The 12,360-nt window shown below is 67.2% G+C and carries 20 protein-coding genes and 1 tRNA gene; 4 read left to right on the top strand and 17 right to left on the bottom strand.

What is annotated here, in order from left to right; translation table 11 throughout:
• Positions 1-103: 103 nt before the first annotated feature.
• The 16 genes from AB0F88_RS39760 to AB0F88_RS39685 form a co-directional block, all read right to left on the bottom strand.
• A complete protein-coding gene (locus AB0F88_RS39760; RefSeq protein ID WP_362696449.1) occupies positions 104-232 on the bottom strand; it encodes a hypothetical protein in 129 nt (42 codons plus the stop codon).
• A 142-nt stretch (positions 233-374) separates the two neighbouring features.
• Positions 375-893: an XF1762 family protein gene (locus AB0F88_RS39755; RefSeq protein WP_362696447.1), complete on the bottom strand. Its 519-nt coding sequence runs from the start codon at positions 891-893 to the stop codon at positions 375-377.
• A gap of 115 nt (positions 894-1,008) precedes the next feature.
• Positions 1,009-1,437, bottom strand: a complete 429-nt coding sequence (locus AB0F88_RS39750; protein ID WP_362696732.1) for an HNH endonuclease signature motif containing protein — start codon at positions 1,435-1,437, stop codon at positions 1,009-1,011.
• A 107-nt stretch (positions 1,438-1,544) separates the two neighbouring features.
• The gene (locus AB0F88_RS39745) at positions 1,545-1,982 is read right to left on the bottom strand and encodes a hypothetical protein (protein WP_362696445.1); all 438 of its coding nucleotides are present in this window, start codon (positions 1,980-1,982) and stop codon (positions 1,545-1,547) included.
• Positions 1,979-2,593 (bottom strand): hypothetical protein, encoded by a 615-nt coding sequence (locus AB0F88_RS39740; RefSeq protein ID WP_362696443.1) that lies wholly within the window; start codon positions 2,591-2,593, stop codon positions 1,979-1,981. Before AB0F88_RS39740 ends, AB0F88_RS39745 begins: the two co-directional genes overlap by 4 nt.
• Positions 2,577-3,575: a Rad52/Rad22 family DNA repair protein gene (locus tag AB0F88_RS39735; RefSeq protein ID WP_362696441.1), complete on the bottom strand. Its 999-nt coding sequence runs from the start codon at positions 3,573-3,575 to the stop codon at positions 2,577-2,579. The genes AB0F88_RS39740 and AB0F88_RS39735 overlap by 17 nt, the downstream gene beginning before the upstream one ends.
• On the bottom strand, positions 3,575-4,324 hold the full coding sequence (locus AB0F88_RS39730; RefSeq protein ID WP_362696439.1) for a MerR family transcriptional regulator: 750 nt from the start codon (positions 4,322-4,324) through the stop codon (positions 3,575-3,577). Before AB0F88_RS39730 ends, AB0F88_RS39735 begins: the two co-directional genes overlap by 1 nt.
• A complete protein-coding gene (locus tag AB0F88_RS39725) occupies positions 4,324-4,470 on the bottom strand; it encodes a hypothetical protein (protein WP_362696437.1) in 147 nt (48 codons plus the stop codon). Before AB0F88_RS39725 ends, AB0F88_RS39730 begins: the two co-directional genes overlap by 1 nt.
• Positions 4,463-4,666: a BldC family transcriptional regulator gene (locus AB0F88_RS39720; RefSeq protein ID WP_362696435.1), complete on the bottom strand. Its 204-nt coding sequence runs from the start codon at positions 4,664-4,666 to the stop codon at positions 4,463-4,465. The genes AB0F88_RS39725 and AB0F88_RS39720 overlap by 8 nt, the downstream gene beginning before the upstream one ends.
• Positions 4,663-5,163, bottom strand: coding sequence for a hypothetical protein (locus tag AB0F88_RS39715; RefSeq protein ID WP_362696433.1), 501 nt, complete (start codon positions 5,161-5,163; stop codon positions 4,663-4,665). Before AB0F88_RS39715 ends, AB0F88_RS39720 begins: the two co-directional genes overlap by 4 nt.
• Positions 5,160-5,579 carry a hypothetical protein gene (locus tag AB0F88_RS39710; protein WP_362696431.1) on the bottom strand — a complete coding sequence of 140 codons (420 nt, stop codon included), beginning with the start codon at positions 5,577-5,579 and terminating at the stop codon, positions 5,160-5,162. The genes AB0F88_RS39715 and AB0F88_RS39710 overlap by 4 nt, the downstream gene beginning before the upstream one ends.
• Entirely contained in the window at positions 5,576-5,734 is a 159-nt protein-coding gene (locus AB0F88_RS39705) for a hypothetical protein (protein ID WP_362696429.1), read from the bottom strand. Before AB0F88_RS39705 ends, AB0F88_RS39710 begins: the two co-directional genes overlap by 4 nt.
• 87 nt (positions 5,735-5,821) lie before the next feature.
• Positions 5,822-6,028: a hypothetical protein gene (locus tag AB0F88_RS39700; protein ID WP_362696427.1), complete on the bottom strand. Its 207-nt coding sequence runs from the start codon at positions 6,026-6,028 to the stop codon at positions 5,822-5,824.
• Positions 6,029-6,046: 18 nt separating this feature from the next.
• The gene (locus AB0F88_RS39695; RefSeq protein WP_362696425.1) at positions 6,047-6,175 is read right to left on the bottom strand and encodes a hypothetical protein; all 129 of its coding nucleotides are present in this window, start codon (positions 6,173-6,175) and stop codon (positions 6,047-6,049) included.
• Complete coding sequence (locus AB0F88_RS39690) at positions 6,172-6,519, bottom strand: hypothetical protein (protein WP_362696423.1); 348 nt, start codon at positions 6,517-6,519, stop codon at positions 6,172-6,174. The genes AB0F88_RS39695 and AB0F88_RS39690 overlap by 4 nt, the downstream gene beginning before the upstream one ends.
• Complete coding sequence (locus AB0F88_RS39685) at positions 6,516-6,785, bottom strand: helix-turn-helix transcriptional regulator (RefSeq protein ID WP_362696421.1); 270 nt, start codon at positions 6,783-6,785, stop codon at positions 6,516-6,518. Before AB0F88_RS39685 ends, AB0F88_RS39690 begins: the two co-directional genes overlap by 4 nt.
• A gap of 166 nt (positions 6,786-6,951) precedes the next feature.
• Here AB0F88_RS39685 and AB0F88_RS39680 point away from each other — a divergent pair, with 166 nt between their 5' ends.
• Together AB0F88_RS39680 and AB0F88_RS39675 are read left to right on the top strand one after the other, a co-directional pair.
• Entirely contained in the window at positions 6,952-7,452 is a 501-nt protein-coding gene (locus AB0F88_RS39680; RefSeq protein WP_362696419.1) for a hypothetical protein, read from the top strand.
• Positions 7,453-8,927: 1,475 nt separating this feature from the next.
• Positions 8,928-10,562 (top strand): hypothetical protein, encoded by a 1,635-nt coding sequence (locus AB0F88_RS39675; protein ID WP_362696417.1) that lies wholly within the window; start codon positions 8,928-8,930, stop codon positions 10,560-10,562.
• A gap of 85 nt (positions 10,563-10,647) precedes the next feature.
• On the opposite strand, the gene AB0F88_RS39670 is transcribed toward AB0F88_RS39675, so the two are convergent.
• A tRNA-Thr gene (locus tag AB0F88_RS39670) sits at positions 10,648-10,720 on the bottom strand.
• A gap of 640 nt (positions 10,721-11,360) precedes the next feature.
• Here AB0F88_RS39670 and AB0F88_RS39665 point away from each other — a divergent pair.
• Both AB0F88_RS39665 and AB0F88_RS39660 read left to right on the top strand, forming a co-directional pair.
• Complete coding sequence (locus tag AB0F88_RS39665; protein ID WP_362696415.1) at positions 11,361-11,672, top strand: hypothetical protein; 312 nt, start codon at positions 11,361-11,363, stop codon at positions 11,670-11,672.
• A 334-nt stretch (positions 11,673-12,006) separates the two neighbouring features.
• A complete protein-coding gene (locus tag AB0F88_RS39660) occupies positions 12,007-12,255 on the top strand; it encodes a hypothetical protein (RefSeq protein ID WP_362696414.1) in 249 nt (82 codons plus the stop codon).
• Positions 12,256-12,360 lie beyond the last annotated feature (105 nt).

The following is a 12,360-nucleotide window of genomic DNA, read 5'->3' as shown; positions in this document are numbered from 1 at the left end:
CTGTCTCCTCCTCTCTCACGTGGTTGGTCTGCTGGCTCCCGTACAGCAGCCCGGGGTGGTCCGGTCCCGCCCTTCTCTGGGAGGGCGGGACCGGGAGAGGGGGTCAGGGGTGCGGCGGGGCCTGGGTGGGGTCGGTGCGTTCCGGGAGGACGAACAGGCCGTCGGCCTCCTCCTTGGCGTTGGGCTGCGCGATGGGCTCTTCGGGCTCCAGGAACACGGGCAGATCAGCCACGAGACGTCTCCTTCGGGTTGGTGGGGGTGTCGGCTCTGAGCACCCCCGAGGGGCCCAGAGCCGACACCGAGAGGTCAGAGCAGGGGCAGGAGGATCAGAAGGAACAGCAGGACTAGTGCGATCCACAGGGCCGGGTTGTCGCTCACACGGCCTCCCACAAGGTGCGAGGGATGCCATCGGACCGTCCGGGATCACGAGGGCGTGAGGGCGTGTTCCAGCCCCGCCGGGGTGGGCGTTGAGCGACGATCCGCCACCCCGCGCCACGTAGCGACGCCCCGGTTTCGCCCATGAGGACGGCTCTGCACGAGGCGTGCCTGCACGCGTCGGCGCACACAGGGCCGTAGACCATGGCGTGTGTGTAGGTGACCAGCCGCCGGAATCCGCGCCATTTCGCGGCGTGCCACGCCGCGGTGTACAGCTTCGAGCAGGCGTTGAACGTGCCATCGGTCGCGACTCTCAGCACCTCAAGAGTTCGACCGTCCTGGAAGCCCTGAGCTACAGGACGGCCAACGATGGACACCCCTCGGATCACGTCGTCCTCGGTGACGACTCCGGTGGACCACATGTGTCCGACCGGCGGATCAAGGTGGCGGTGCCACATCTCCACGAATCCGCAGGCGTAATCGAACGTCACAGGCACGATGTCCAGGTCCTGGCTCACGCGCTCACGTCCAGATCCGACGGAGACCCGTACCTGGGGTCCGCAGCTTGCAGAGCGAGATCCACAGAGCATGCGCCGCACCGCTCGCCGTCGTCCCGCGGGTCAAGGCACTCGTTCATGACGCCGCCTCGCCCAGTTCTGCCGGGTTGGCGCCGTACTCCTCAGGAGTGATCCACCGACCATCCGAAGTCGGGTACCGCCAGCCGAGGCCAGCAACTGCGACGGGCTTGTCCGCGGGGTCGATACCAGACTCGACGAGGTAGCCGAGCCGGTAAGAGGCAGTGCGATGCTGCTCAACCCAGCCGTGATCTCCGCTTGTCCCGGTACCACAAAGCAAGATCAAATTTTCGGCGGTGTTGCCTCCACCACGCCCCCGAGGAAGCCGATGATGAAGCGAGTCCTCATCCCGCGGGGTGGGCTTCCCACACTTCACACACCGGTTCCCATCCCTGGCCTCCACCAATGCGCGGAGCTTCGTCGACGGCCCCGTGTCCGAGGTCGGGAACTTCAGGTGCCACCCGTTACGGCACCGCTCCACCCCCATCGGCAGAACACGAGACACCCCGAGCGACACGATCCGATCCAGGCGCCGGCGAGCCTCAGCCTCGTTCGCGAACGTCTCCCTGCTGCAGCAGGACTGCACGCGGGTCTTCATCGGCCACCGCCAGTGAAGGAGGTAAGGCCAGTCGTTGCGTTGTTGTTCAGCGACTGGGCCAGGCTCACCTGCCGGTTGACCTGCCACGCGTAGCCGATGGCGTTCTCAAGCAGTACCTCGGCGTCATACAGCGCCGAATACTTCTCGTCCGTCTGGAGGGCAATCCAGGCGTCCCGCTCGGCCACCGTGACCGCGTCCGCGGTCCGGCCAACACGCGGACGCTCCGAAGACATGAGCAGTTCCGTCTTGGCGTCCTCGTACGCCTTCTTCAACCTCGACGCCTCGGTACGCCCGCTGCGGACCGCTTCCCCGGAGATCTCCAACTCGTTGTTCAAGAGCTGGAGCAGCTCATTGGTCTCAGCGGGGGTGAGAGGGACACGCGGGTTCACGATCACCAAGCCGCCGGACTTTGCCCGCTGGATAGCTTCGCTCACGCCTCACCGTCCGAGGCAGCCTCGATCGCGACGGTCAGGAGGTCCGCGAGGGACAGTTCTCCGCTGGCCCACGCCGCGGCGATCTGGTCGCGGCCGTTGGGCCTGCCGTCCTTTGCCCGCTCGAACGTCAACACGAACGCGCCGGTCGGCTCGCCCCGCACCTTGTCGGCGACCTTCACCAGCTCGCCGGTCGCGGTGTCGACGAACTCGCCGTCGTCGCTGAGCTGCTTGACGATCACCGTCTTGTACGCCGGCCGAACCTGCTTGCCCATCAGCGTCGGGTGGAAGCGCCGCACGTACGCCACGACATCGGGGCGGGTCAGCGCCGCGGGCGAGACGGTCGTTTCGATCTCGGTAGGGGCGTTGTTCTCCACCCACTCCATGAGCGCGGTCTCGTCCATGGTCACCGTGTCGGCGCCGACCTTGATGGACACGGTGCCGACCTGCGCCCCGGAGGGGAGAGCCACCTCGATCTGCTTGGTGCCCTCCAGGCGGGCTGCGGCGAACAGCGGCTCGGCTTCCTTGCGGGCCTCGGCCAGCGCGGCGTACACCCGCTTGGACAGGGCGTCCAGGACAGCGACACGGAACGCTGCATCACGCGGCGTGCTCATTGATCTCCTCGGGGTCGTTGACGATCTCGCCATCGATGACGTCGTCGCTTTCAGCCGCGGTCTTGGCCATCGCCTCGTGAAGCGCGGCGGTCAACGCCGCGGCGGGGTCGTCGGCCTGCGTGAGCGGTTCCAGAGCCTCGGTGAGGGTCTGCGCCTGAGCGTTGGTCAACTCGCGGGTCGCGTTGACCTTGACGTCGATCAGCAGCGCGATCGTCATGAGGCCCTCGTCGCTGTCGGTCACGCCGAGCGCCCTGAACTGGCCGGCCAACTTCGCCAGCAACGCCTTCGACACCAGCGCCTCGGCGTCGTTGCTGGCATCGGGCCACCGCGCAGCCTGCGGTTCGCGGGCAACCTGGGCCGGGATCGTCGGCGCTGTGGCGGGGGCATCCGTCTGCTTGGGCGCGGCCGGCGGCGGGCTCCCGTCGAGATCCCGTTCGATCTCGTCGTTGCCGAGCGACACCTGCTGCTCGATGCCCTCCTGAACATCCCCGCTTGCCTTCTCGCCTTCCGGCATCACGAGAGTTCCCCGGACCAGCGCCTTGATCTGGCCCTTGTTGTAGAGGGACAACCCGAACTGGTCGCCCAGGTTGGTGGCGGCCCGCTTCTTCGCCGTGGACTCCGCTGACTTCAGCGCCAGGTCATGGGCATCGCCGCGCTTCTGGTTCTCGGCCGTATCGGTCGCACTGCCTTGGAGGCGGCACACCACGTTGCCGTCCGGGTCCCGGACTGTCAGGGTGACCTTCGCCCGGTAGCAGACATCCCACCGGCCCGTAGGCTTTCCCTGGTCGTTTGTCCGCTGCTGCTCGAACACCAAGTCGGGGCCTTCGATGTCGATATCGAAGCTGCCGAATCCGAAGATCCTCGTCAGGTGCGCAGTGACATCCTGCTGGGAGACGTGGCTGTTGTTTTTGCCGTCTTTGAGGACGCGGCTGGGGTTGATCGGCTGGAGGAGCTGGTCGACCTGCGCTCGGGTGAAGCCCATCAGGTTGTGCGCTCCTTCTCGTACTCGGCTTCGTCGTCGTCGGTCATCTCGTCTTCTGCGGGGTTCCGCGGGTCACGAGGGGTGGGGAGCGGCTTGTCGCTGGTGTCGTGCTCGGCCAGGACGTCACCCGTGCGGGTGGCCAGCTCCGAGGACGCAAGACGGTGAAGCAGCTCGCACTGGCCGCACAGCTCGTACCGGGCGTGCGCCGCTGTCGCCTCGTACCGGATGCGGCGACCGCAGATTGCTCGCCCCTCCCGGGAGGGGTCATGCCGGTGGCGGGACACGCCAGCCTCAGTGATCCACAGGCCGCCCGCAGCGCCTGCGGGTGGAGACGGCGTCGCTTCCCGGTGGAGGCGGCGAACGATCCGGCCATGGCCTGTTGTGACGGCCACGGCGGGTGCGTGAGCGGAGACGTCCTGCCAGCGCACGGACACCTCACCCCTGTGGGTGCCAGCGACGTGCAGCACCCGCACTGGTTCGCCGCCGTTCCAGTCGGAGCAGGCGACGATGTCCCCGACCCCTAGGCGGCCTACGCGGGTCGCCTGCCGAAGGAACGTCTGCACGTCGTCACAGCTGAACCGGGCGTGGCCGCCGACAGTCGTCACGGACACGTCGATCAGGCCGAGGTGCCGCCAGTGAGTCAGCCGATCCCGTTCCACACCCAGCAGGACCGCGACCTCACCAGACGCCAGAAGCGTCTTGCCCTTCGGCCAGGTGATCGTGTCGGGGAGAGCAACGAGAGCACCCATCAGCGGCCTCCCTGCGGGCGCTCGTCCGACTGAGCGCCGAGCGCTGCGGTGATCTCGTGGACGAAGACGAACTCGCGTCCCTCGGAAGTCGTGTACGCCAAGGACTTGATGACGGCGAGCTGCTCAAGAGTGAGGGGCTCAGCCACGGCTCTCACCTCCCTGCGGGGAGTCGCCACGAAGCAGCACATCCACTTCCGACTCGCGGAACCGGCGGTGACCTCCCGGGGTACGGATGGACGTCAACTTGCCCGCAGCCGCCCAGCGGGTCACAGTCTTGGGATCCACCCGAAAGAGCAGGGCGACCTCGCCAGGGGTGAGCAGGCGGTCATCAGCGACGCTCATGCACCCTCACCGCCCTCGGGCTGCACGAACCGGGCGTTGTCCGGGTAGCGCTCCCGCCACTTCGGCGGGATCACGCCGTGATCCCACAGATTTCGGGTGGTGACCGTGCGCCCGTCGAAGAACTCGATGTCGAAGCGGCGACCGCTGAACCCTCGGAAGCCTCCGGCTTTAGCGCTGCCGATCGTGTACAGGTTGGCGTCCACGACGACCCGAGCACCGGAGCCGATCAGCTCCTGGTCCGCGCGACCGCCCGGCCCCCAACGCTCGTCGTGCTCGTCTACCGACTGCTCGACGGCGAGGGTCAGGGTGTACACCTTGGTCGTGCCGTCCGGCTGGTGCACCTTGTAGGTGGTCTTCGTGGTGGTCCTGGCGCCGTCCTCTGTGAAGTCGCCGATTTCGCGGGACGTGCCGCCCGTCTCTTTCGGCAGCCCGTTGATGACGGCGAGGGCGCCCGCCCAAAGGGCGGCCTGGACGGGGGGCATTTCGCGGTCGCTCACGCGTTCACCTCGGTCTGCTCAGGAAGGGAGAGGGCAGCGGCACGCATCTGGTGGACGACCTGCTCCACCGACGGGCGCACGTCGGCCAGCCAGAACGCAACGTGGTTCGCCAGCGACTCCCCGTCCCACGGCTCCTCAGCGGGGCGACCCATGTCCCACCGGCCGATGGACGCCACCAGCGCGTACAGAGCGGCGAACCCGACGTCGTAGGCGCCGGACTCCAGGAACCACTCGCCGGGCTTCGACCACTCGCCGGCGTCTTCAGCGCCCAGCACCAGGGCGACCGCGCCAGCGGGGCACACGGCGCCGGTCTCGTCTTCGTAGTCGTCGCGGCACAGGCCACGGCGGTTGATCAGGTTGGCGGCGAGCGTCAGCGCTCCAGCCGAGGTGAGCCGCTCCACGGCGGGGGCGCTCACGGGTGTCCGCCGTTCAGCGTGTCATCCAGCGCGCGGGCCACGCGGTCGCCGAGCTCGATCCGGTCGAGCGCCTCACGCGTCGTCCCGGGGAACCGCTCATTCATGCGCTGCCAGGCGGCGGCGTCATCCACGATGTTGGGCTTACTGTGGGTCATGACTTGCCTGCTCTCTCTGTGATGTCTCTGTGAGCGGGTGGGTCAGCGGGCTCCAGCCGTTGCAGTCGGCTCGGGGCCCGCGCTATGTCAGGAAGCGGGGGTCAGCCCCGCGCGGCGGGCCTTGCGGCGCTCCGCCTGGTTCCGCCGGATGATCGCCCAGCCCTCACGGCGGGCCGCGTTCTCCTCCGACTGGCTCATTTCCTTCTTCAAGGCGCGGCGCCTCTGCTTCGGGGTGAGCTCGTTCCGGCCGGTCTGGGTCAGGTAGCGGGTGTTGCGCTGCTCGAACGTGAGCATGGGAATCTCCTTGATCAGTCAGGGGGTGAGGGTGGGAGCCGCGCACTCAGCGGCGAACTCCAGGGCGTCGTCGATCTCCCGCGTTAGGGAGGTGTAGCCCCAGGCGAAAGCGACCCGGCGGCGGAACTCCACAAGCTCGGGGTTCATGACGCGTTCTCCTGCCGGTAGAGGCGGCTGACGCTGCGGTCAGCTCGGGGGATGTCGGTCTTAGTCGCCGCGGGCACTCGCTTCCGGCCAGCCCGCGGCGCGGGGGCGGGCGGCGAGGCGACGGCGGCCAGTTTCCGAGGCGTCTTTTCGGCCCGGGGCTTGGGCTCCACAGCGCCGTCGCGGATGATGCGGGCGATCTGCTCGTCGGTCCAGAAGACGTTGGCGCCGATCCGGGTGTGCGGGATGGCCTTCACGCGGGCTTTCCGGAGCAGCCAGCCCGCGGACTTGCGCACCTGCGGGCTGGTCTCTTCGGCGTTGTAGAGCCGCGGCGGCGAGGCGCTCATGCTGACTCCATCTCCCGTTCGATGGCCTCAGGGGCAGTCAGGATCGCGACCTTCGGCACACACAGGACGCGGGCAATCGCACCGATGAGCTGCGGGCTTGCTCCCCGAGCGTTCGTCTCAAGGTTGCGAATGTGGTTCGGGTGAACCTCCACGCCCTCTCGTTCGCGCAGCAGGTCACACAGCTCCCGCACGGACAGCTCGCTGCGCTTGCGGATGGCCCTCATCGCCGGGCCGTTGTGCTCTCGAACGGTGGTTCTTGGTGCCATGGGAAGACCCTAGGCGTGATCAGGCGTGAAAACAAGCCTGAATCCTGGATCGCACCTGAAACAGGTGTGGTCGTGCGTTACTCCGTGACAGGGGTTTGTGACTTCAGTCAAACTCACGCCTAGGTACGCCTAGATACGCCTGAAAACCTCAGGCATGATGGGCGCTATGAACACCCGTGATGACTGGATCCGGGTCGGCGACGCGGTCCGGCGCCGGCGGGCGGACAAAGACTGGACACAGATGTACGTGGCCACCCAAGGCCCACTCTCGATAGATCGCGTCCAAGCGATCGAGGGCGCTCGAAGTACCCGCTACAGCCCACGCACCATCGCCAACCTCGAGCGCGCCCTGGAGTGGGAACCAGGCAGCGTTCGCGCGATCCTCCAAGGCAGAGAACCAACCCCCCTCGGCGAGCCCGCCGTCTCCCAACCCCCCGTTGCGGCCGAGGCGAAGGCGCCCGCAGCGGACGAGGGAGATGAGGATGAGATCGATCTGGACACGTTCGTGCCACAGACCGACAGCGAGAGGATGCTCTTCAATCTCCTCCGGGCTACTCAGCGATCTATCGAGCTGTCACTCGACCGGCGGCTTGAGGAGTTCAACGGCAAACTTGATCGCATCGCAAGGCGGGATGATGGCGACAATCAGGAAAGAAGACCTGCCTAAAAGGTGGACATGTTGGGCGCTTTGTGAGTAAAGGGGCTAATTGCTCATCAATGCCACACTCGGCGTAACAAAACAGTTACAAGGTTCAACTAGGTATGGACCACCCAGGGGTTTCGGGCGTCACCTATAAGCCCGACACCTGACCGGCGAGGGATTGAAGCCACGCTCTCCGCGACAAACTGGGAGGTTACGTGCCGTCGTCCCACCACGCAAAGCCCGAAAATCACACCGACGCAACCGAAGGAACGCTCCAGCGACTCCGCCAAGCCGCTCTACGCGTCGCTGGCCGGGGCAAGCCGCCCCGCGCCGAGCGGGCGCTCATCAAGATGATTACCGCTGCCCAAAGTTCGTCTACATTCAGGCAGCAAGAGTCTCAGCACCACAGCGATACGCCCCCCGCTGAAATCGTGGAGGCTCTCCGCTCACCTGCGGGAACACAGCGATTGGTCGTCACATACGTCGAAGGCCGGCGACTGCGGGCGGTGATAAATCCAATCGGCCGCCCAGACCCTGAGCGCGAGGCAGCCGTATGGCGCTGCCTCCGCGATCTCGCTAAGGAGCACGCCGCGTGAGCAATGACAACGTGCGTTCCTACCGGCGGAAACAGCTTGAGCCTGAAGTGGCGGCAGTTAGTGTTCAACGAGACGACGAAGCGCCCCTGATTGTCGTTAACCTGGATGAACGCCGAACCTTGGCATTGGCTGCGCTTAAGAAGCTTCGCCCCCACGTGCTCATCCCATTGATCCCTGGCGTCGCAGCTGCAGCGGCCTATCGCCTCGTGAAGGAGCTCAAAGAGCACACGAAGGCGACCGTCATTGTTGCCACAACCGCAACAGCAGCCTCGGTAGTTGCCATTAGTCCCATTTCTGTGTCATGGGACGAGCCGAAACTAACCGAGCCTCCCGCTGCTCTTCGTGTGGTCACGATGCCAGCCGCCACTCACACCGTCACCGCGCAGGCCACGCAGACGCGCGTCGCCCCCAGCTCCCGCCCGCCTACCCCCCGACAGGCTCGTTCGCGGACTCCCGCTGCAGACCAGCCGTTCTCGCCGCCCGAGGCGACGAGCGGCCCGCCTCCTCCTGAGGCTCGTCCGTCGTCGCGGCCGAGTTCCCGCCCGTCCTCCCGGCCATCGTCTCGGCCGACGTCCCGACCGAGTTCGCAGCCGACGTCTCCCCCTCGGCCCGAAACCCAAGAACCGACACCCACCAGAACCGAGCGCACCCGGGACCAGCCGAGCCCGCAAGCGTCCACCTCAACACGGGCTGCGCCACCCCCGACGCAGCAGCCATCCGCCACGCAGGAACCCCCACCTTCGCCCACAACGCCGCCACCGCCGCCCCCTCCCGCAGCTGGCGGTAACTGTGTCGTCCGTGTCGATTTGGACCCGCTGCTCGACGTGTGTGTGCTCGGCTAGAGCCACCTAAGACCCCTCACCCCCGAGGACCCCAATGGCTCACGCATACCTCCGCAACAAAGTGATCAACGTCCGCTACAAGCGGGCCGACGGCACGTGGGGCAGTAAGTCCCGCAACCCCAACACAGGTCGGCGGTTCGCCAGCGAACGCGAGGCCGAACGGTGGGGAGAGGAGCAGGAGGTCAAAGAACGGCTCGGGTTGATCGCCGAGGCTCCTTCGGAGGAGGTCACGGTCAACGACTGGTTCGCCACCTGGTGGGAGAGTCTTGACCTTGGACTACGCAGCAGAGGCAACTACGCCTACCTGTTTCGTGCCCATGTCCTGCCTGAGTGGGGTGAGTGGAAGCTCGCGGACATCACCGCCAGCGCGGTGAATGCCTGGGAGCAGCGGATGGTTAAAGCCGGATACAGCCGAGACGGGGTGCCCAGCGGCGCCCGTACCCGGCTGGCCACCCTGCTCGGTGATGCGGTCACCGAAGGGCTGATCCCCAGCAACCCGGCGCTTCGCCAGCGTCACCGCGGCCGGCGTTCCGGCGCCGGCACAGCGGGCCGTGGCAAGGAGAAGTCGGCGGCCACGCCGCTGGAGGCAGTCGTGCTGGCCGAGCGCCTGGCCATCATGTCCGGCCGCAACGACGACTTCATCCTCGGCGTGCTTTTTGCCTGGAGTGGACTGCGCTGGGGCGAGGCCATGGGGCTGCAGCGTAACTACGTCAAGCTCGGGTCGATCCGCATCGACTGGCAACTGCTGGAGGCGGGCGGGCGGTTTTACCTAATGCCGCCCAAGGATGACTCCCACCGCACCATCGACCTGCCGCCGTTCCTCCAGCAGTTGCTCACCCGGCAGATCGCCGCGCACCCCGATCAGCGGTGTGCTTGTGAGCCCGAGACGATGGAGAACCAGGAGGATCAGCCCTGCCAGGGGGGAGGGGCGTTCGTGTTCCTGGGGCCAAAGGGGGCGCATCAGCGCAACTCCAACTACGCCCGCCGGTTCTTTGACCCAGCGGCTGATGGCCGATACCCCAACTCGAAGGGCAGCCGCGTTCGTGATGGCCGGCCGGTGCTCGTCGAGGTGGACAGTCTGTGGCCCGGCGCACCGCTACCGCCGTGGCCATCTGCCGTCCCTGGGGAGCCGTACGAGCGCCCACCGATCCGCGGATACCAGGGGCGGCCCCTGGGGCTCGGGGTGAACGCCGCCTCGTCTAGGGCGGATCTGGTGGCCTTCGCCATCGAGCAGGGGGTGGAGGTGGAGGAGGCACACCGTATGACGCGCGAGCAGATCCTCGACCGGTTCGTCCGCTCTCGGATCACCGAGGACACGGCGGTCGCTTCTTGGCTGCCGGTGCGGTTCGGGCTGACACCTCATGAGCTGGCCCGCCACACCCACAGCACATGGCTGGGGGACCTGAACACGCCGCTGCGTCTGCGTGATGACCGGATGGGGCATGCCTCGCCGGAGATGCGGGGGATGCGCCGTTCCTATACCCACGTGTCAGATGAGTCGCGTCCGTGGCTGAAGGGGGAACTGGAGAGGCTGTGGCAGGAGGCGCTGGCGAAGCGCGCGTGGTTCGGGCTCCACTCGCCGGTAACGATTCTGGACGAGTTGCTGGCTCCGTTCCGTGACGGCCGCCGTAAGCCGATCTCACCGGTCGCCAGCCGCGCCGAGGTCCTTCAGTTCCCGTCTGCGCAGGCCGGGTAGGGTCCGTCTCGCAAATATCGCGCACAACGAAAAACGCCCGACTCCGCAAGCTTGCGGGTCGGGCGTTTCTGCTGGTCAGACTGTGAGCCCCTTTACGGAATCGAACCGTAGACCTTCTCCTTACCATGGAGACGCTCTGCCGACTGAGCTAAAGGGGCCTGTCCGTGTCGCTCTCGCTTGCGGACAGGTGTAACCATACACGGCTCCGCAGCGGGATGCGAAATCAATTGAGGTCCACCCGGACCACCACACGTCCCCCTCGAGGCACCCACGCCGTCCCCCGCGCCGGACCCCCGCCGAACCCCCGCCGGCCCCCGCGCCGCCCCTCCTCGCACCGTCCCTCACGACGGGCCCCGTCAGGCCCCGCCCAGGATGAGGAGAAGCGGCCCCTCCTCCCGATCGCCGGTCGCCAGGAGGTACGGGCCCGTGGCGGACGTACGCGGCAGCCGTCCGGAGCCGGGCACCCGGCCGGAGGGTCGCCGCATAGACCGACGTAGGCCGACGTAGGCCGGGAGGGCGGCCGGCGCTCCGGGCGGCGGCCGCCCCCGCCACAGGTCATCGATGAAACGATCGGCGGGGACCACGTGCCCGCCCGCCGCGACGAGCCTGGCCGCCGCAGCCCGCCGCAGCCCGCCACCGGGAGGCGCCCGGGTCCCCGTACGACCGTAGATCTCCGCCTGGAGCGGTACCGAGAACGAGCACCACAACAAAAAGCAGGTTATGCGCCCTTTAGCCTTTTTTGGCGACAGCATGCCTTTTGAGGAACACCGAGCCTTTTACCGAACACCGAGGAGCATGATGCTGCAGGATCGTCGCAGGGACACGATCCGGGCGCTCGACGAGAGCGACCGGCCGCACCTGTACTGGCACGGAGTGGACGGCGACGGCCACGTGTGGTTGTTCGAGACCGTCCTCGACAGCGGCGGGGAGTACTGGCCCGTGAGGCACGCCGAGCTGGGTTCGGACGGCCTCGCCCGCAGATACTCGTGGCGGCACATCGAGGACGAGCACGGCTTCCTGGCCGAGGGCCCGATCTACCCCGGCGACTTCGGCCTGAACGCCCTGACCTCCGAGGAGTTCGAGATCCTGTGGGCCGCGCTCGACGGGTGAGGGTGCTCCCCGGACCCCCGCCACGCGACCCGGCCACCCCGTCACGAGTGCCCCGCCCCCGCCGGCCGCGCCCTGCCTGCGCCCTGGCGGCGGCTTGCCTGCGCCCTCGCGGCGGCCTGCCTGCGCCCTCGCGGCCCCGTCCCCGATTCACGGGGACGGCCCGGTCACCGACCGTGCCACATCGACAGGTGAATGTCATTCAGCATCCCTTTCCATCGATTTTCGACTGTTTTCGACCACTGGTCGGCCCCCGTTTCGGCCGCGCCATAAGATCCCTGCATCCGGATGACAAAGTGGGTTATTTCGCATATATGCATGGGGGTAAGTTGCTCGCATGAGCGGAACGCCCGGCCTGAGGATGGCGGCCTCGGACATGACCGCGCTGAGCCTGTGGACCGCCGACGCGGTGGTGCTGTTCGACTGGCTCCTGAGCGTGGATCTCGACCAGCTTCCCGTCCAGCACATGGCGCAGAAACAGGCCCTGATGGCTCTGCTCCAGCAGCTTGACCGGAGCATTCCCGGCTTCACCTCCGAGGACATCGAACAGGCGCACCTGCTGCTGACCCGCGAGATGGGCCTGTGATCACGCCCGCCCGCCACGCCGCGACGGCGAGATCCCCCGGCGGAGCCCCGTGATCCGTGCCGCGGCCGTACGAGTCCACGGCGCGATCACGTGATCCCCGGCGGA

The organism is Streptosporangium sp. NPDC023963 (assembly GCF_040639135.1).
GTDB lineage: Bacteria > Actinomycetota > Actinomycetes > Streptosporangiales > Streptosporangiaceae > Streptosporangium.
The sequence above is the reverse complement of the archived record's forward strand: the minus strand, read 5'-3'. Positions and strand labels throughout refer to the sequence as shown.